Genomic DNA, 19,008 nt, shown 5'->3' on the forward strand with positions numbered 1-19,008 from the left:
TACGCTGTAACGCCGCAGAGAGAAAGACAGGCAAATATTTATTCATGGCGTTTGAGGTAAAGAATATTCAAAAGTATGGGAAATAGATCATCAACCACGCTAAAATCCGCCACGTATAACAAGAGTTACACTATTCACCATCTTTAATGATGTTCACACACATCTTCTGATCACCATTACTCAGCCTAAAAATGATTCGAGCGTCAAAAATAAATTTAATTTAAAAAAATTTACCCTTGAATTTTAAGTCTCAAGCCTTCATGTTCTTAGACAAGCTGAAAAACTGCATATTTGTCATTTAATAATCATCTTTAAATGATTAAATAGATAAAGAATCAGATTTGGTGGAATTGTAGACTTTATATTAGTTAATTCGGTTTTTCCGATTTCAATAATGTAAAAATACTGTTTCAGCAATAAGAAAAAATTCGCTATCCTTTTGGAAATCAAATACAAACCTCAATCATGGAGACAATGATGAGCTTAATTAATACTGAAGTTAAACCATTTAAAGCAACTGCATTCCAAAACGGTCAATTTATTGAAGTGACTGAAGCTGATCTTAAAGGCAAATGGTCTGTTGTATTCTTCTACCCAGCTGACTTTACTTTCGTTTGCCCAACTGAATTAGGTGACCTTGCTGATAACTACGCTGAATTCAAAAAATTAGGCGTTGAAATCTATTCAGTTTCTACTGACACTCACTTCACGCACAAAGCTTGGCATGATTCTTCAGAAGAAATCAAAAAAATTGAATATGTAATGGTTGGCGATCCAACTTGGACTCTAGCTAAAAACTTTGACGTATTAATCGAAGCTGCTGGTCTTGCTGACCGTGGTACTTTCGTTATCGATCCTGAAGGCAAAATCCAAATCGTTGAAATCAACGCTGGTGGTGTTGGCCGTGATGCTCAAGAACTTCTTCGTAAAGTTAAAGCAGCTCAATACGTTCATGCTCACCCAGGTGAAGTTTGCCCAGCTAAATGGAAAGAAGGCGACGCTACTCTAGCTCCTTCAATCGACCTAGTAGGTAAAATCTAATCTCTATTTAGATTGAACTGATGTAAAAAACCACGCTCTTTTGCGTGGTTTTATACATTTTGAATAAAACACTGTTTTCAAATATCTTTAGTATTTCCTATAATTGTCAACATAACAGAATTTATATTTTTTACTTCAACAATAAAAAGCTGAATAGCGTACAGCCCTATTCTTCAATACAAAATATATCTATCTATAATTCATCAATTTAATATATTTATTTCTATTATATTTTGTCACTTTTTATTGTAATGTAAGTCTTATACAGGTTTGTGACGAATGTTTTACAAGGCTGCTCTACAGCGCATAACCTCTATAGCTTCACGTCAAATGACAGACAAAATCTGTGAAACATAATATAAAAAAGGAGTGCTTATGGGATCAATACTTACTGTAACTTCCTATACTTACAGTTCTTCATCACGTTATCTTAAAATTTTTTATAACAATGGTTCAGCAGAACTGTACCATCCAGTTCCGGAATTTATTTATAACAACATGCTCCGATGTCATGACAAGGCTGCTTTTGTACATAAATATTTAGAATATGACTTACATTTTACTCGCATTTCCATGGCTTGAATGATCAGGGCTCTGCCCTGATTCACAGATATTTTTATTCATACAAATTTATTTATAGCAAAGCATCAACAGACCTGAGCCAATCGATAAAGTCATACTCATAAAACGTTCATCACTTTTCACCAGTGCAATAAATTGCTGAACTTCTGCTGCATGTGATATGACATTGTCGACAAATATGACGCCATTTTTAGGATGCAGCATATGCGGCAAATACTGCCAGTAATCCATATAGGCATCCCGTTCAGCATCTAACAAAATAAAGTCATATTGCTGTTCGGCCTTTTCAAGAAAACTTTGTGCATCCCCTACCCAAAAATCAATCACTTCACTCAATTGTAGTTCATTGGCATATTGCTGAGCTTGCTGGGTACGTGCCGGATCAATTTCCAAAGTAGTGACATGACCTTGTGAAGTCTGTGCTGCATTCGCCAGCCATAAAGTCGAATAACCTGTTGAAGTGCCAATCTCCAAAATATTTTTAGATTGTTGGATGCGCACTTGCATGGCTAAAAATAATGCAGAATCCGGTTCTATATTTCGATAACGTTGAATACGGTCTTTTTGTAAGGCATCAAATTTAATAAAACTTTGATGCAACTCCTGCATTCGCTTCTGGAATATTTCACTCATGCTCATCACAGCTATTCCTGTCTTGTTATTCTGTTGAGTCTAGCGTTTATTGATGTCGTTAATCTAGTTCATGAAGTTGCTTGAATTAATTTAAATCGTGGAACAACTGTACCATTATCGAGTGTGACCATTTCCTGAAACATTTCCAGGGGACGTACCCACATTGAATAATCGCCATACAAACATTGATATACCACCAGTTTCTCAGCTGTTTCACTATGCGTAGCAACATGAAAGACCTGATATAACTTGCCTTTATAGTGTTGATAAATCCCGACTTTGAATTGCATTTTTATAACCTTGTTAAAACATAGGGTCATCATAATCAAAATTACCCAGAAATATGCAGCAATTTATTAAAAATGCTCTAATTTCAACTTAATACTTGAATATTCACACTAAATCAGCATTTACTTAAGACAGTATTTTTGTAAAAAACCCATCAATCTATTAAACCAATTGTTTTTATAAAAATGAAATGTTTTACCTATTTAAATATTTAGCCTACTATAGCTTTATTAAATCAGCATTTACTCCCTTGGAGACGTTAGCCATGTTAGACCAAAATACTTCAGCACAACTTAAAACACTCTTGGAACGTCTGGAAAGCCCGATTGAACTGGTCGCAACTCTAGATGGTTCAGATAAATCTGACAAGATTAAAGAACTGGTGACTGAAGTTGCAGCCTTATCTGATTTAGTCACTGCACGCTTCGACGGTACAAATAAACGTGCCCCAAGCTTTGGGGTGGCAAAACAAGGTGAAGAACCGCGTGTCTTCTTTGCCGGCTTGCCGATGGGACATGAATTTACTTCCCTGATTCTGGCCTTGTTACAAGTGTCAGGTTATGCCCCAAAAGTGTCAGATGAAGTGCTTGCAAGCATTAAAGGTCTTGACCTTAAAGCGGACTTCGATGTCTTTGTATCGTTAAGCTGCCATAATTGTCCTGATGTGGTTCAAGCCCTAAACTTAATTGCGATCTATAACCCGGGCACCACGGCCACCATGATTGACGGTGCTTTCTTCCAGGATGAAGTGGAACAGCGCAAGATCATGGCGGTACCAATGGTGTTCCAGGACAACGCCCACATCGGTCAGGGCCGTATGACCCTGGAAGAGATCATTGCCAAACTGGACAGCAATTCTGCAGCCAAAGACGCCGCCAAGTTAAATGCCAAAGACGCGTTTGATGTACTGGTGATTGGTGGCGGCCCTGCCGGCAACACCGCAGCGATTTATGCGGCGCGTAAAGGCATTAAAACCGGAATCGTGGCGGAGCGCATGGGCGGTCAGGTCATGGATACCATGGACATTGAAAACTTCACTTCCGTACAGAAAACCCAGGGTCCGAAATTTGCCGCCGAAATGGAAGCGCATGTACGTGAGTATGGTGTGGACATCATGAACCTGCAACGTGTTGCTAACATTAAAGGTGCAGATGAAACGGCGAATGGCCTAGTTGAAGTCACTTTGGAAAATGGCGCGAAGTTAGAATCGAAAACCATCATTCTATCGACTGGTGCACGCTGGAGAGAGATGAACGTTCCGGGTGAGCAGGAATACAAAACCCGTGGTGTAGCATACTGTCCGCACTGTGATGGTCCACTGTTCAAGGGCAAACGCGTTGCGGTGATTGGTGGAGGTAACTCGGGTGTGGAAGCGGCGATTGACCTAGCCGGGATTGTCGAGCATGTAACTTTGGTGGAATTTGACACCAAACTGCGTGCCGATCAGGTCTTACAAGACAAGCTCAACAGCTTGCCAAATACCACCGTGATCAAGAATGCGCTGTCGACTGAAGTAGTCGGTGACGGTTCACAGGTCACTGCACTGAAATACAAGGACCGTGCAACGGATGAGGAACATACGATTGAACTGGCGGGAATTTTTGTACAGATCGGTTTGTTGCCAAACACCGATTTCCTGAAAGAAACCGCTGTTGAACTGACCAATCGTGGCGAGATCGTGATTAACGAGCGCAACGAAACCAACGTGAAGGGTGTGTTTGCTGCCGGTGACTGTACTACCGTACCGTACAAGCAAATCATCATTGCTACAGGTGAAGGTGCCAAGGCATCGCTATCTGCCTTTGATTACATTATCCGTTCGGGACAGTAATCTATATTCAGCATAAATAGTTTGATCTGGCTTATATCACAATGTGGTATAAGCCTTTTTTTTCCCTCATTTTTTCATAAAAAATAATTACATTTAATTAACAATTTTAGCTCATAATTTGTGCATTTTTTTAGCTATATTCAAAATACCCCTATTTAGGTGGGTGCCACAATTAAAAGGAAATGAAAATGAATAAATTGCTTATTGCTTTAGGTCTTGCTGCTAGCGTTGCCCTGGTGGGTTGTAATAAACAAGAAGCACCAGAAACAGGTGCAACTACTGGCGAACATCTTGAAAATGCAGCCAATCAAGCAGGTCATGATATTTCTGATGCCACAAAGGAAGCTGAAGCGAAAACTCAAGCTGCTGCTAATGAAGCTACCTCTAAAATTGAGGCAGCAGGTGATGAAGCTGCTGCTAAAACTGAAGCCGCAGCAAAAGATATTAAAAATGCAGCGAAAGAAGCTACTGCAAAAACTGCCGGTGCTGTGGAAGAAGGTGCTTCAAATGTTCGAGAAAAAGCTCAACAATAATGTGAATGGTTGAAATAAAAAAGCTCCTTTAAAAAGGAGCTTTTTTATTGAAAAATCTGACTTTTTTATGCACATTACTTCGATGATAGTTGCAAGAAATAATGATTCAAAGCATGTTCACATACCATATTCATATCTTCATGAAAAATATTATGTTCAAAGAACAGGTAGATTATTACGTACTGTAGTATTAGGAGCAAATGACGGAATTATTTCCGTGACCAGCTTAATTATGGGTATGGCTATCAGTAGTGTATATCTACATACTTTATTGCTGCGCTAGTTGGAGAATTACTGCTCGGATACGGTGTTCGTCTCACATATGACTGTATATCTGGTGCTTACTTCAGCAGGATTGCTTCAAGGAGTTTGCATGGCTGGTTATGGTTGATCTTTGCCTTACTGGGTAACAGTATTGGCATCAAACTTCGTCCAGTTTTCTTCCCGGACAAACGACCACAACCTGGAAAATTAACTGGTTGTTAAATCCGAATTTCAGCCTATAAAAAGCCCATCACTGAATGGGCTTTTTTGTTTATCCTATTTTTAATTAATGCAGCGCCGCTTTTAAATTACAGCCAAAACCCATAATCTCTTGAGCCTGACGGTATGAGGTATAATGGTTTAAAATAAAATCATAAAACTGGTCTGCATCCGCAAATTTTTTGCTTAAGTTTTCACCCTGCGCATGGGGGAATTTCACCTGTCCAATGATATTCAGATTTTGATGACCCAACTGATACATTTCGGCAAAATAGCCATTCATCATTTGACAATATGCCTGTTTGACCGGTTTTAAGGAAGTGCTGCTCACGGCATGCAGATTTAAAGTCTGTAATTGATTCACATCAAGTAGCGACTGGTCTGAAAAGGCAATATTGTTGCTTTTTTTAAAAGCCTGATAATCTTTAGATAATTGTTGATTTAAGCTTTCAAAGCGCTGCTGCAATCTGGCTGCATCCTGCACCTTATATTTTTGAGGATCAATCTGGATTTTTTGCTGTTCGGAAGATGAACATGCTGAAAGTACTACGCTTAAAATTAAAGTCGCCAAAACGAACGGCTTCATTATAAATTGTCCTCATCACTAAATCTTGCAATAGTATGCCTGAAATATGCAGCTATATTGATTTTTCATTCATATAACGCCAGTAACGCTTCGGCACATACTGAATATGCAGTTTCATATTTTGCCGAACCTGAATATTGACACTGCGGAAATAATCTTTCCACAGCTGGTCATACAGTAATTCCTGTTCATCCAGTTCTACAGTAAACGCCTGACTATAACCACTCGCGAATGTGGCATCGACCTGATGAGCATCCATTTCAATTTGATGCAGCTGTTGCAAATCATAATAAATGCCATATTTACGCTTTTCGTCATAAATCAGCCAGCGTTGATCTTGATAACGTGCCCTAAAATGCCGTTCAATCAGCGGCAATACATTAAAATCAGGCCGAACCAGACTTAAAAACAGACCGTCCTGACATTTCTTGAAGCGTACAAAGGCTTCCATACGATGCTTTTCACGACCAACCTGCTTTGCCCATTGCGATAAAGCCAGCACATCAGCATGCCCATAGTTTTCATCGACCTTGTAGCGAGTTTGAAAAACATAGAGGCAATAGTTAAACAGATGTTGATAAGCAGTTTGATTTTCAGATAGAAAAGTATAGTAAAAATTACGCTGACTCTGGCCCGATGTTTTTTTCTTCAATCCCCGCCAGACCCGCTGTGCATGCTCTTCATTCGATGCGACCTGTATAAAATCATCAAACAAACCCTTTTGCGCATGTGGATTGCTCGTCACCTGCACCCGAAACTCTTTAAATTGAAAGGCACGAAACACGCAGCTCAACAGACCAGTCATGCTGCTATCAAAACAGTAAGTTGCCATTAAAAACCAAAACCCAATTGTGGCGATAACTGCTGCACATATTTGGACTGTCCCGACTGAAAAATCTGACTTCGAATCTGGCCTGGCAACTGCTCCTTAATAAATTTTGGCGTATCGGCACAGCGGATAAAATGCTGCGCACGGTTATATGCAACGCCCATACGCTTCAGTTGATCGATATAAATTTTGCCAAAGCAACGCGCCTGGACAATTTTTTTCGCTGAGCGCACACCAATACCCGGAACACGTAAAATCATGCGGTAATCCGCCCGGTTCAGATCCACTGGAAATTGTTCAGGATGCCTTAATGCCCATCCCAGCTTGGGATCAACATCCAGCTCCAAATTCGGGTGTTTTTCATCGACCAGTTCTGTCGCCTCAAAACCATAAAAACGCATCAACCAGTCACTTTGATAAAGCCTATTTTCTCTTAATAAGGGGGGTGCTGAACCAATCGCAGGCAAGGCTTTTTCCTGTTCATTAATTGGAATATAACCCGAGTAATACACCCGTTTCAGTTTAAACTCTTTGTAATGCCGGTCTGCCATCAAAATAATATCCTGATCACTTTCGCTATATGCTCCCACCACCATTTGCGTGGTTTGCCCTGCCGGAACAAATTTAGGAACTGAGCGAATCAGCTTACGTTCATCTTTAACCTGGATTAAACGGTCACGCACAATACCCAAGTCTTTTTGAACTTCGGCATGGGTTTTCTCGGGGGCGAATTTCTGCAAGCCTGCCTCAGTCGGCATTTCTAAATTAATACTCATCCGGTCAACATACAGCCCCGCTTCAGTAATGATTTCCTGCGATGCTCCAGGAATGGTTTTTAAATGAATATAACCGTTAAAATTTTCTTCCAGACGTAATTTTTTCACCACTTGCAGCATCCGCTCCATGGTGTAATCTGCCGATTTAAAAATCCCTAAACTTAAAAACAAACCTTCAATATAATTCCGGCGATAGAAGTTCATGGTTAAATCTACTACTTCCTGAACGGTAAAAGCTGCCCGTTTTACATCATTGGAGCGACGTGACACGCAGTAAGCACAATCATAAATACACACATTGGAAAACAGAATTTTAAGCAAAGATACACAGCGACCATCTTCGGTATAGCTATGACAAATACCGGAGCCGGTATTCCCTAGCCCTTTGTCTTTGTTTTTTCGGTTACTGCCACTTGAGGAACAGGAGACATCATATTTGGCAGCATCGGCTAAAATTTGCAGTTTTTCACGGATACGATCAGACATGGATAAACAGCGCTAAAAAGATAAATCTGTATTATAAAATTTTCAACTCAAACTACATGGGCAGCGGTCTTTTATGCGACATGGTTTGACGCTTTATTTATCACTGCATTTTCATTTATTTTTAGGTGTAAAAAACTTTTTATTTCATAAAAAAATAACGAATATTATTTGCTTAATTTATAGGGCTTGGGCAAAGTGATGAGATGCATAGGAGCCAAATATGACTTTATTAGAACAACTTGAAATTAAACATCCTATTTTCCTTGCACCGATGGCAGGTGTTTCTACTCCCCAACTGGCAGCTGAGGTTTCCAATCAAGGCGGTTTGGGTTCATTGGGTTTGGGTGCCAGTACAGTTGCGGCAGCACGTCAACAAATTTTAGAAACGCAAGCACTTACGCATAAACCATTTCAGGTCAATTTCTTCTGTCATCAAAGCGCCTCGCTCGACAAAAATATAGCAGATCAGTGGATTAAATATTTATCCCCTCAATTTCAGAAGTATCATGCAACTCCGCCGACAGAATTAAAATGTATCTATCCCAGCTTTCTCGATAACGATGACTATTTAAATCTGGTTTTAGAAACTCGACCTCAGGCAGTAAGTTTTCACTTCGGCATTCCGCATCCTCATCAAATTCAGGCCTTAAAACAGGCCGGTATCCTGACGATGGTTTCAGCGACTAATCTGGCTGAAGCACTGCAGATTGAAGCGGCTGGGATTGATATCATTATTGCGCAAGGCATTGAAGCCGGTGGGCACCGTGGCATTTTTAATGAAACATTTGACAGCTCAGTCAAAACTTCTGATCTGGTACAATTGTTAAAACAGTACTGTAGCAAGCCTGTTGTAGCTGCGGGCGGAATCATGAATGGCACCCAGGCTCAGCTCCTAATCCAGTTAGGTGCCGAAGCTGTTCAATTGGGCACCGCTTTCGTACAGTGCAAAAGTTCCAATGTCAACACGGCCTATCGACAAGCCCTGTTTAGCAAACCGATTACCCAAATGACTGCAAGCATTTCGGGACGACCTGCTCGCGGTCTAATTAACCACTGGCATACCCAAATCGATCGACCTGAACGTCCTCCAGTTGCCACTTACCCCTATTGCTATGACTTGGGTAAACAACTGCATGCCGCAGCCGCTGCACAAGGTGACCATGGTTTTGGAGCATTTTGGGCGGGAACCAATGTCACCCAAATTCGGGAGATGGAAGCTGCGGATTTAATTAATCAGCTGGTTCTGGAAATTAGTCAAGCCTAATTTACTGGCGTATATATTCGATAAAAAACCTCTCAGTTGAGAGGTTTTTTGTTCAACATTCATCTAGCATGGAGCACGAAGCCATGCATCTTTAGCTGCATATTTGGCTTCTTCCCAGCTGAGACGGGACTGATCCTTGGTAGTTTCCCATTTGCTTCTTAAGTCCGGCTCAACATGCTCAAACTCGACATTACTGTAGTATTGAAATCGGCTGCCATATCCGACCTGATAAGCACTCCGGTAATCGCGCTCATAATCTAAGCCCCATAGGTATTCAGGCTTTCATGGAAATAAGGTCTATCACGGTGCTGTTCGAGCCAATAGGCATCTTCCTCTTCCGGGTTCGCTGTTTCTACGATGTCATTACCCTCAATTCCACCAACAATGCCCCCGACAATACCGCCAACTACCGCACCTGCAGGACCAACTGCAGATCCAAGGGCAGCACCAGCTGCTACACCACCCACTGTACCAATACTTGTACCCACAGGGTGATCATTTGCTTCATTCATGTCAGGAACCCGATTACTTCCCTTATCGTTAATAGGATCAGCGTGCACATCTGTTCTTGGTTCTTCTGGACGTTTATTTGGATGAGTAAGATCAGCTTCCGTCATAGGACGATTTATATTGACCATTCGCTTTCTCCTTCTATCCTATCTATATACAAAATGTTTAGACAAGCAGCTTATTTAAGCTGTAGAAAAATTCAGCATAAAGCACTTCTGAATAAGCTATGTCTTATAAGTGTCCTGAATGGGTGATGAGATGTTGTAGAATGTAATTCTTTGAATATTGTTTTATACAAATTACGAAAAAAAGTTTTGATAAAGAAAAAGTTACTACTCTTTTTTTGCTGAAATTCTTTGCAATAAAGAGCAGTAATCTATTTAAAATGGAGCAATAAAAATTATCTGGTTTCGAGCAAATTCACCTGCTCCACCTGTACGTCACTCATAATTTCACCTTGAGCAAGAAGCTGGTTAAAATAATCTTCTACGACATTAAACTGCTCGGCCGTGCTTTCAACCTTATACATATTTTGGCGGAATTCATTGCTTGAACGTAAACCTTTGGTATACCAGGCAATATGTTTACGAGAAATACGGCAACCTGAGTATTCACCATAGAAATCATAAAGTTCAGATAAATGTCCTAACAGCACATCTTTAACTTCTTGAATATTTGGTGCAGCCAAGTGCTTACCTGTTGCCAAATAGTGGGAAATTTCACGAAAAATCCACGGTCTGCCTTGTGCAGCGCGCCCAATCATGACTGCATCAGCACCGGTATAATCGAGCACATATTTAGCCTTTTCAGGACTGTCGATATCCCCATTAGCAATCACGGGAATATTCAGCATTTGTTTGACTTCTTTAATCAAAGAATAACGTGCTGTATTCAAGTACATATCTTCACGGGTACGGCCATGCAGTGCCAATGCAGCAATCCCCGCTTCTTCAGCACGCTTGGCAACGCGCAGAATATTTTCATGGCCATTTAGATATCCTAAACGGGTCTTTAAAGTCACAGGGACATCTACTGCCGCAACCACCGTATCTAAAATTCGTGCCACCAGATCTTCATCTTTTAATAATGCAGAACCTGCTAATTTATTACAGACTTTTTTGGCCGGACAGCCCATATTGATGTCAACAATCTGTGCGCCATTCGCCACCTGATAGCGTGCCGCTTCTGCCAGCTCGCCGGGTTCAGAACCGGCAATCTGCGCGGATATCGGAGCAAGTTCACCATCAAAATTGGCACGGTACAGACTTTTCTTGCTCATGCGTAAAGTCTGGTCTGAAGTCATCATTTCACTGACGGCATGGCCTGCGCCAAAATATTTACACAACGTCCGGAAGGGACGATCCGTAACACCTGCCATGGGAGCAACAATTAAATTATTTGACAGTTGATATGGACCAATATACATATAAATTCATCACTTTTTCGACCGGCATAGTATACTGCATCTGCTGTATGGGCTCATCCTTTTGGAACATGTTTTCATCATTATGAAAAAAACTCTTTTTACTTCATCTCGGTTTAAATCTTTGAGTATTCTGGCTTTGTCTTTGAGCCTGATGGCCTGTGGCGATAACTCATGGTGGTCAAAAAACAATGAACCCACCTTAAAAGAAGATCAAGTCAAGCGTCTTATTCCACCCCGTGTTAATGAACGTAGTTCTTGGGCCAAAGACATTTACGACATTACCGATCAGCTCGGTATTCCTCAAACCAAAGAAAATATTTGCAGTATTGTGGCTGTGGTAGATCAGGAATCCAACTTCGTTGCTGACCCGCAAGTTCCCGGTTTAGGTGAAAAAGCGGTGAAAGAAGTTCAAGATCGGCTGGATGAAAAATTTAAAGATAAATTGGGCGATACTCTGGGCGGAACCATGGCCGGTTATTTTGAGCAGGTTCTGAAAAATCAGCCCACCCCTGAAAATAATTATTTAAGTCAAATGCGTCGCGTGAAAACCGAGCGTGAATTAGATGAACTCTATCGTGAAATTTTTGACTATATGTCAAAACATTATCATGTCAGTGCCTTAACTGGTGCGGCCAAACTGGTCGGTCAAGACATGGGCGAAAAATTAAATCCGATTACCACTTTAGGTTCCATGCAGGTTCATATTGGCTATGCCAAAGAACATAAACGTCAAGGTGGTAACATGGCCGAATTACGTACTGATTTATATAGTCAATATGGTGGCTTGTATTACGGTATCCACCGCTTGATGATGTACCCTGCCGATTATGATAAAGCGATTTATCGTTTTGCAGATTATAACTCTGGCATGTATTCAAGTCGCAACGCAGCTTTTCAAAGCATGCTCAATGACTTGACGGCAACAGAGCTTGACCTGGATGGTGATTTGTTACTTTACACGAAAGATGGCTCAGTCCGTTCAGCAGCCAGTCAGTCCGAACGCGAACTGATCAGTGTATTTGCAGCCAACAATATTCTGGTAACACCACGACAGATTCGTTCTGACCTAAAAAAAGAAAAAGAAAAAAGTTTTGAAGATACAGCAACCTATCGTGCGGTAACCAAGCTCTACCAAGAGAAAACAGGCAAAGAGCCAATTTATGCTATTATGCCTGAAGTGGTCATTTCTGGCCCTAAACTGAGTCGTGATTATAATACCAACTGGTTTGCAACGCGCGTAAATGGAAGATATCAATCATGTATGCAACGGGCAAAAAGAATAAAAATTTAGCGCTCTTTGATTTTGATGGAACCCTGTGTAAAAAGGACAGTTTTACAGGGTTTATCTTTTATGCCTTATCTAAACGTCATATTGTCAAACAAGGCATAAAAATTCTGCCCTGGATTCAAGCGTATTATTTGAATGTCTATTCTGCACCAGCCATGCGTTCCAAATTGTTTCGTGCCATGTTTAGCAATACCAATGCCTTAGAACTACAACAAATGGCACAGGAATATGCAGCAAATTTAATGAATCAATTAAATCGGCCTTTGCTTAACCAGCTTAAGCAGCATCAAGCCTTAGGCGATGATGTTGTATTGGTGTCGGCATCGGTCGATGTCTATCTCAAGCCTGTCTGTGAGTTATTAAATATTGATTTAATTTGCACCCATACTGAACAGGTCAATAATATCTATACAGGACAATACACCACACCCGATTGCAGTTCGGAACAGAAAAGACTACGAATTTTAGAAAGATATCATTTAGCTGATTATGCTGTGATTTATGCCTATGGAAATAGTCATGAGGATAATGAAATGCTTGCGCTTGCTGATCATGGCTACATGGTTGGTGGACCTGATCATTTGCCAAACATTTTAAATCATAAAAAATTGGCTTAGTTTTCAGCAATTTTAATGTCCCAGCTCATATGCAGCTCATGGAATTTACGACATACATGTGTGATAGAAGAAACTTCAATCATCTGATCTGAAGCAGTAGATAAAAACCCAGATTCCATAGATACAGATCATTTATTCAAGCCCTAAATAAGGACAGTATTTAGTTGCTGATTCCACATCTAACAGTCGATTTCGATTAGCTGATGAAATTAGTGCACAAAAATTCAGATACGAGCGACAATATTCCTTTAAGATGGAAACTTACCAAAAGTGCTTTTTCTTACTGGAGTTTTGGGTGAATATGGACGAGAAGAAAATCGCTCTGTGAGCTGCGATGACTTTCTAATGCTGGGGCTATTATAAATCCGCTCTAAATAATCTCCTTAAAAAATCACTGGGCTGGGATGCACCCAGTGAGGTTAGGCTGGTTTTTATGCTGTCATACTTGTTTGTTGAATCCGTTTAAGTCACCCCATAAAGCCTTACATATAACGGAAACTAGATAAAATCATTACTTTTTTACTAGGTGTAACATTCCCACTACTGTTCCCACTATTTAATGTTACGTTAACATTACCATTCGTTGCAGTTATACCCGTTCCCGTAAAGGATAAATTACCCTTTACATTAACCTCCCCTGTACCAGTAAATTTACCAGAAGAAAATCCTGTACCACCCGCTCCACCTGAACCCATAATATTTCCATAAAGGCTCATAGTTTTTTTATTCTTTACTTTAAAATTTATGTCGCTATTACTTAAAAATAAAATATTTGCAATTTTGGCCAGTTCTGTATCCAGTGCCTTAAGCGTACCCGTCGTATCGCAATATTGTGTCGGTATGCCAGTTGAGCTTGAACCACATATTCTGGCTTTTTTTGTATTAAGGTTGGTTTCGGCTTCCAAATTGTAATGGTTGGGCGCATAAGCCTTATTGGTACTACCCCCATTCTCACTAGAAACATTAATAATACCGGTTGCAATGATCGTGTTAACTAAATCACGAGTATCAGTTAATTCAATAGTAACTGTACCCTGGAACCATAGCACTCCTACCGGTAATAATGAATTACCCGCATCAATTGTCCATGCTTTACTACTTCCACTGCCACTGGTCGTAATACCAGGAATACTGTTGCAAGCTACAGATGTTGATCCGATAGTAATAGTCATTGCTGGTGTTGTTTCCGCAGTAATAGTTGCTGCAGTACCTGCAGTATTGACACTATAAAGATTATTTTTAGCGCAAGTGCCATCGGCATAAAAAATATAATTTGCATAAGGACGTACTTCCTCAGCAGTTAAAAAAGTTGTTGGCTGGTAAGCCTGTACTGTAAAACCAGTTTGATCAAAAAAATCCTCTGCTGTATAAGAATTACTACCATTACCTGAAACAATACCGTTACCTTGCCCAGCATTGAGACAGCCGCAGGATATTTTGTACTCCATAAAACAGTGCTGTCATCGGATGCTTTAACGTTAATGACACCTTCTGCACCACTGCTACCATTCGTTACCGTAAGTTTTGCAACCATTGGATTAGTATCTGTTTGCAGCTTGCCATTTGGATTTTTTATTGCCTCTGTGGTGGCTTTGTTATAAGCCTCAACCAGCAATTTTTGGGTTTTCTCAACCTGGGTTTTGGCTACCCATGACGCTCCCAAGGGAATTAATGAAGCTGCTGAAATTCCCAAAATAGCAATCACAATAACCAATTCAATTAGGGTTACCCCTTTGTAAGCCCTTACCATGAGGTTAAACCACCACAGCCCGTCGTACTTGGCATACCTCTTGTATTAGTATTTGTAAGCGTTAAGGTACAGCCGTTACTCTGTGTACCACTTATACCCGTAGCAGTAAGTGTATAAGTAGTGGGTGTTATACTCATTGTGTAATTAAAATTAGCAGCTTCTGCAGGTGTCCAGGTGATACCAGTCTGATTACTGATATAAGTTTTAGTATCAGCAGTCGTAGTCGTAGCAGTAGTCGTTGCTGTAGCAGGATTCATTGGATACTTTAATGCTTTCTGATAAGCATTTTCCATCATCAAGCTTAACGTGACTAAATCAGACCCAGCATTATTAGCTCTTGCTTTTTTGATATAGTTCCCATAAGCCGGTAATGCAATTGCTGCAAGAATCGCAATAATTGCAACAGTGACCATTAATTCGATAAGTGTAAAACCGACCTGCGTAGATTGATGAATATTCTTTCTATTTATATACATTTTATTAATCTCTTACAGTCTGTAACTATCTGTAAAAATACCATAAAGCAATTAAGGTTTAATTTGTAGAAATGCTCATTTTTTATTTTACAAACATTTTTTATTAATAGTAACAATAATGATTATTATTTTAAATGGTATTTAATAGTAAATAATTACTTATATTTAGCTTTTACAAAATATGTTGAATTAATGATTTTACTTTATTTTTCAATAGGATGAAAAAAATGTATAAAAAATATATAAATTCTTTAGCTAAATAGTTTGCAAGTATTTTTATAACAAGATGTGTATAAAAGATTTTTTTTATTAACTTTAATTTTTAAATATTAACAATAGCAAATATGCTCAAAATAATAAATTTCATGTTTTTTTGAAAAAAAATTAAACAAAATTTTACAATAAATTAAAAAAGTATTTTTTGAAACAGTCTACTGTATGAATTAAATGTTTGACCTATTCCTCAAATATAAAAAGTGACTCTTTCAAAGTCACTTTTAGTTAAGAGTTTGGCTAGATGAGAAAATCGCGTCTTATCTCAGTTCAAATCGCTTTCACAACTTAAATAATCTTCCCATCTATTTAAATTTTATTTACTTCTTGAATGGAAACGCATATTTAACGATACGTTTAAGCACACTGCCATACTGTTTAACCAAGCTGGCATTATTGTAATTTAAACCATATTTTTCACAAACTGCCTGAACTTTAGGCGCCATTTTACGATAACGGCGCGCCGGAATATCTGGATATAAGTGATGCTCGATTTGATGACTTAAGTGACCAGTCAAAATATGGAATGCTTCTGAACCTGTCAAGTTTGATGAGCCACGAATCTGGCGCATATACCAATGTCCGCGACTTTCATTTTCTAGTACCGATTTCGGGAACACTTCCACATCTTTAGTAAAATGACCACAGAAAATAATACTGAATGTCCAGATATTACGGATACCATTTGCCACAAGGTTACCTGTAAATACAGGTAAAGCTGCTGGACCGGCAATCAACGGGAAGAATACATAATCTTTAAATAATTGCTTGCCGATTTTTTTCTGCATCGGTTGCCATTCTTTTTTAGCCTGTTCCTTAGATTTACGTCCTTTCCAAACCTTACCAATTTCAAGATTCTGGATGGCTACACCCCACTGGAACAGCAGACAAAATGGAATGCTGTAAATTGGTTGTAAAAGATAGCCAGGTTTCCAGCGCTGCTCAGGAAACAGACGAAGTAAACCATAACCGATATCATCATCCATTCCTTTAATATTGGTATAGGTATGGTGCTTATAATTATGGGTTTGGCGCCAGTTATCTGCTGTCCCGACAATATCCCACTCAAACGTTGGACCATAGAATTTAGGGTCATTCATCCAGTCATATTGACCATGCATGACATTATGACCGAGTTCCATATTTTCCATGATTTTAGCAAAACCCAGTAAACCGGTACCTAATACCCATGCTGGCGGGAACCAACCTGCAAACAAGCAGGCACGTCCAGCAATTGAAGCGTAACGAATGGTTGAATAAACACGGCGGATATATTTCGCATCTTTTTCGCCGATATCATCAAGCACTTCTTGTTTAATCGCATCCAGTTCACGAGCCAAATCATCTAATTGAGATTGTGTGAGCTCACCATTTTTCGGATTTTTAAAATATTCTATTTTAACAGGCATATTCATGATATTTATCTCACTTATAAATCAATGACAAGGTCAGACTGTGCTGAATTGACACAGATTTTTAATAAATTACCAGGTTCGGAATTTTGACTACCATTCACTAGATCTTTCGTTGAACCTTCAACTTTATTACACACACATTTATGACAAATGCCCATGCGACAACCATGAGTAGGTTTAATATTTTGTTGTTCCAGACTGCTCAGAATAGACTGACCTTTAGGGATGACTAGTACTTTATTGGATTTCAATAAGGTTATGTTAACAAAGCCAATATCCGAATTTTCAACCGGGGTCATACTGAAAGCTTCACTTTTGAAACTCTGTGCATTTGCAAACAGCTGTTCAGCCTGTGCAACAAATCCGGATGGACCGCAAGCATACACCAGACTATTTTCAATATTATTTACCAAAGCCAAATGGTCCTGGTTTAAGCGTTTGCCCGCATCTTCTTCCTGAGTATAAAAAACCTGAAAAGAAAAATTCGGATATTGTTCTGCAAGTTGTTCAAAACGTGCTTTAAAAGCAACATCAGCATATTGCTTAACCCAATACAACAGCTGGATCGGTGCTTGAGTCATGCGATCTGTTTTAGAGAGTGCTTTGAGTAAACTTAGCATTGGGGTAATACCACTACCCGCCGCAAGCAATATCATCGGTTGAGCCTGTTCTGGTAACAGCATGTCCCCATAAGGCTGACCAAATTCAAGAATATCGCCAACTTGAGCATGTTCAACCAGCCAGGAACTGACTTTGCCCTGATCAACTTTTTTAACTGTTAATAAGACATGTTGAGTATCAAGCTGCGTCAGACTATAGCTACGTTCATAGCGAACACCGTTGACTTCCACAAAAACCGGATGGTGCTGCCCTGCTTGCCCCATTTTAAAATGACGGTTCACCTGAATGGTTAAACTCATCATATTTTGCGCAGAATTTTCTTTTTGGACAATTTTACCCAAGGCCTGATTGACTGACCAAAGGGGATTGATTTTTTGCAACCAGAAATCAGCTGCGTACTGGTCAATTACACTTTCAGCAAGTGAACTTAGGGGAGATTTTTTCATTTTTTCTACAACATGCATAGTCAGTACCACGCGATCGATTTTTAATTATTATACACATGTATATATACTTGTATATATATTTGTATTGTTTCTATTCATTTCCCAAGTTGCAATGCAACCGTTATAATGTTTTCGTATCTCTAATCCCTTGAAAAATATGAACCCGTCTTCAATCAAAAAAAATATTGATGCTCCTGTTGATAAACAGAATGTTGTTCATGAACCGGTGACCGTCCGTACTGTAGGACGAAAAGCAACCATTACCAAAGAAGAGCTGTTTCAAGCTGCATTGAACTTAATTGGACCGCAAAAAAGCATTTCTTCCTTGAGCCTACGTGAAGTTGCGCGTGAAGCCGGCATTGCGCCCAACAGTTTTTATCGGCATTTCAGAGATATAGATGAACTTGCGATTGAGCTGATTGATCGTGCCGGGATTGTATTGCGTCAAATTTTGCACCAAGCGCGCTTAAAGGCCTCCAAGCAAAACAGCATTATTCGCAGTTCAGTCGAAGTTTTTATTGAACAGTTAGATGCAGATGAAGGCAATTTAAGTTTATTGCTGCGTGAAGCCTATACCGGCTCCGCTTCATATAAATTAGCAGTTGAACGCCAGTTAAATTATTTCCAGCAAGAATTACAGGAAGATCTCATTCGCCTGGAACGCCTCAATAACAACAGGCTTTCTCACCCCGATATCGCCGCAAAAGCCATTACCCAGCTGGTATTTAATATGGGTGCAACAGTGATTGATATTTCTGCTAAGGAACGTAAGGAAATTGCCGAACAAACCATGATCATGATTCGGATGATTCTAGAAGGTGCCCGCCATCTGGATGAAGCGAAAATCCGGTAAT

General features: G+C 39.7%; 18 protein-coding genes and 3 pseudogenes. 10 read left to right on the forward strand and 11 right to left on the reverse strand.

Features of this window, described 5'->3' with window-relative positions; all coding sequences use genetic code 11:
* Positions 1 to 477: 477 nt before the first annotated feature.
* Together ahpC and JFY49_RS09430 are read left to right on the forward strand one after the other, a co-directional pair.
* Positions 478 to 1,041, forward strand: a complete 564-nt coding sequence (gene ahpC, locus JFY49_RS09425; protein WP_166168833.1) for an alkyl hydroperoxide reductase subunit C — start codon at positions 478 to 480, stop codon at positions 1,039 to 1,041.
* Positions 1,042 to 1,416: 375 nt separating this feature from the next.
* Positions 1,417 to 1,623, forward strand: a complete 207-nt coding sequence (locus tag JFY49_RS09430; protein WP_086195511.1) for a KTSC domain-containing protein — start codon at positions 1,417 to 1,419, stop codon at positions 1,621 to 1,623.
* Positions 1,624 to 1,671: 48 nt separating this feature from the next.
* Here JFY49_RS09430 and JFY49_RS09435 read toward each other — a convergent pair whose 3' ends face one another.
* Positions 1,672 to 2,262 carry an O-methyltransferase gene (locus JFY49_RS09435; protein WP_131288110.1) on the reverse strand — a complete coding sequence of 197 codons (591 nt, stop codon included), beginning with the start codon at positions 2,260 to 2,262 and terminating at the stop codon, positions 1,672 to 1,674.
* A 62-nt stretch (positions 2,263 to 2,324) separates the two neighbouring features.
* Positions 2,325 to 2,546 carry a DUF1653 domain-containing protein gene (locus tag JFY49_RS09440; protein WP_131288113.1) on the reverse strand — a complete coding sequence of 74 codons (222 nt, stop codon included), beginning with the start codon at positions 2,544 to 2,546 and terminating at the stop codon, positions 2,325 to 2,327.
* Positions 2,547 to 2,809: 263 nt separating this feature from the next.
* Here JFY49_RS09440 and ahpF point away from each other — a divergent pair, with 263 nt between their 5' ends.
* From ahpF to JFY49_RS09455, 4 genes and pseudogenes are all read left to right on the forward strand, one after another.
* Positions 2,810 to 4,375, forward strand: a complete 1,566-nt coding sequence (gene ahpF, locus JFY49_RS09445; RefSeq protein WP_131288116.1) for an alkyl hydroperoxide reductase subunit F — start codon at positions 2,810 to 2,812, stop codon at positions 4,373 to 4,375.
* 188 nt (positions 4,376 to 4,563) lie between these two features.
* Positions 4,564 to 4,908, forward strand: coding sequence for a hypothetical protein (locus tag JFY49_RS09450; protein ID WP_131288119.1), 345 nt, complete (start codon positions 4,564 to 4,566; stop codon positions 4,906 to 4,908).
* Positions 4,909 to 5,029: 121 nt separating this feature from the next.
* Positions 5,030 to 5,185: pseudogene (locus JFY49_RS17535) on the forward strand (VIT family protein); the annotation flags it as partial.
* Positions 5,179 to 5,394, forward strand: a pseudogene (locus tag JFY49_RS09455) (YeeE/YedE thiosulfate transporter family protein); the annotation flags it as partial. The pseudogenes JFY49_RS17535 and JFY49_RS09455, both read left to right, overlap by 7 nt.
* A gap of 64 nt (positions 5,395 to 5,458) precedes the next feature.
* On the opposite strand, the gene JFY49_RS09460 reads toward JFY49_RS09455, so the two are convergent.
* The 3 genes from JFY49_RS09460 to JFY49_RS09470 are packed head-to-tail and all read right to left on the reverse strand — an operon-like array spanning position 5,459 to position 8,068.
* Positions 5,459 to 5,977, reverse strand: coding sequence for a hypothetical protein (locus JFY49_RS09460; RefSeq protein ID WP_131288125.1), 519 nt, complete (start codon positions 5,975 to 5,977; stop codon positions 5,459 to 5,461).
* A 52-nt stretch (positions 5,978 to 6,029) separates the two neighbouring features.
* Complete coding sequence (locus JFY49_RS09465; RefSeq protein ID WP_131288128.1) at positions 6,030 to 6,809, reverse strand: TIGR03915 family putative DNA repair protein; 780 nt, start codon at positions 6,807 to 6,809, stop codon at positions 6,030 to 6,032.
* Positions 6,809 to 8,068, reverse strand: coding sequence for a putative DNA modification/repair radical SAM protein (locus JFY49_RS09470; RefSeq protein ID WP_200222674.1), 1,260 nt, complete (start codon positions 8,066 to 8,068; stop codon positions 6,809 to 6,811). Before JFY49_RS09470 ends, JFY49_RS09465 begins: the two co-directional genes overlap by 1 nt.
* A 220-nt stretch (positions 8,069 to 8,288) precedes the next feature.
* Here JFY49_RS09470 and JFY49_RS09475 point away from each other — a divergent pair, with 220 nt between their 5' ends.
* Positions 8,289 to 9,332, forward strand: a complete 1,044-nt coding sequence (locus JFY49_RS09475) for an NAD(P)H-dependent flavin oxidoreductase (protein ID WP_200222675.1) — start codon at positions 8,289 to 8,291, stop codon at positions 9,330 to 9,332.
* 63 nt (positions 9,333 to 9,395) lie between these two features.
* On the opposite strand, the pseudogene JFY49_RS09480 reads toward JFY49_RS09475, so the two are convergent.
* Positions 9,396 to 9,970 (reverse strand): annotated as a pseudogene (locus JFY49_RS09480) (glycine zipper domain-containing protein).
* 272 nt (positions 9,971 to 10,242) lie between these two features.
* Positions 10,243 to 11,268: a tRNA dihydrouridine synthase DusB gene (dusB, locus tag JFY49_RS09485; protein ID WP_200222676.1), complete on the reverse strand. Its 1,026-nt coding sequence runs from the start codon at positions 11,266 to 11,268 to the stop codon at positions 10,243 to 10,245.
* An 82-nt stretch (positions 11,269 to 11,350) separates the two neighbouring features.
* Here dusB and JFY49_RS09490 point away from each other — a divergent pair, with 82 nt between their 5' ends.
* Both JFY49_RS09490 and JFY49_RS09495 read left to right on the forward strand, forming a co-directional pair.
* Positions 11,351 to 12,559 carry a DUF1615 family protein gene (locus JFY49_RS09490; RefSeq protein ID WP_200222677.1) on the forward strand — a complete coding sequence of 403 codons (1,209 nt, stop codon included), beginning with the start codon at positions 11,351 to 11,353 and terminating at the stop codon, positions 12,557 to 12,559.
* Positions 12,526 to 13,173 (forward strand): HAD-IB family hydrolase, encoded by a 648-nt coding sequence (locus JFY49_RS09495; protein WP_200222678.1) that lies wholly within the window; start codon positions 12,526 to 12,528, stop codon positions 13,171 to 13,173. Before JFY49_RS09490 ends, JFY49_RS09495 begins: the two co-directional genes overlap by 34 nt.
* A gap of 1,300 nt (positions 13,174 to 14,473) precedes the next feature.
* Here JFY49_RS09495 and JFY49_RS09500 read toward each other — a convergent pair.
* The 4 genes from JFY49_RS09500 to JFY49_RS09515 form a co-directional block, all read right to left on the reverse strand.
* Positions 14,474 to 14,923, reverse strand: coding sequence for a Tfp pilus assembly protein FimT/FimU (locus JFY49_RS09500; protein ID WP_200222679.1), 450 nt, complete (start codon positions 14,921 to 14,923; stop codon positions 14,474 to 14,476).
* The gene (locus JFY49_RS09505) at positions 14,917 to 15,399 is read right to left on the reverse strand and encodes a type IV pilin protein (RefSeq protein ID WP_200222680.1); all 483 of its coding nucleotides are present in this window, start codon (positions 15,397 to 15,399) and stop codon (positions 14,917 to 14,919) included. The genes JFY49_RS09500 and JFY49_RS09505 overlap by 7 nt, the downstream gene beginning before the upstream one ends.
* Positions 15,400 to 15,992: 593 nt before the next feature.
* Positions 15,993 to 17,087 (reverse strand): fatty acid desaturase family protein, encoded by a 1,095-nt coding sequence (locus JFY49_RS09510; RefSeq protein ID WP_086195524.1) that lies wholly within the window; start codon positions 17,085 to 17,087, stop codon positions 15,993 to 15,995.
* A gap of 14 nt (positions 17,088 to 17,101) precedes the next feature.
* Positions 17,102 to 18,172, reverse strand: a complete 1,071-nt coding sequence (locus JFY49_RS09515; RefSeq protein ID WP_131288166.1) for a ferredoxin reductase — start codon at positions 18,170 to 18,172, stop codon at positions 17,102 to 17,104.
* Positions 18,173 to 18,311: 139 nt separating this feature from the next.
* Between JFY49_RS09515 and fabR the strand changes: the two genes are divergently transcribed.
* The gene (gene fabR / locus JFY49_RS09520; RefSeq protein WP_086195526.1) at positions 18,312 to 19,007 is read left to right on the forward strand and encodes an HTH-type transcriptional repressor FabR; all 696 of its coding nucleotides are present in this window, start codon (positions 18,312 to 18,314) and stop codon (positions 19,005 to 19,007) included.
* The last annotated feature ends 1 nt before the right edge of the window (position 19,008 follow it).

It is taken from the genome of Acinetobacter sp. CS-2, assembly GCF_016599715.1.
In the GTDB taxonomy this organism is placed as follows: Bacteria; Pseudomonadota; Gammaproteobacteria; order Pseudomonadales; family Moraxellaceae; genus Acinetobacter.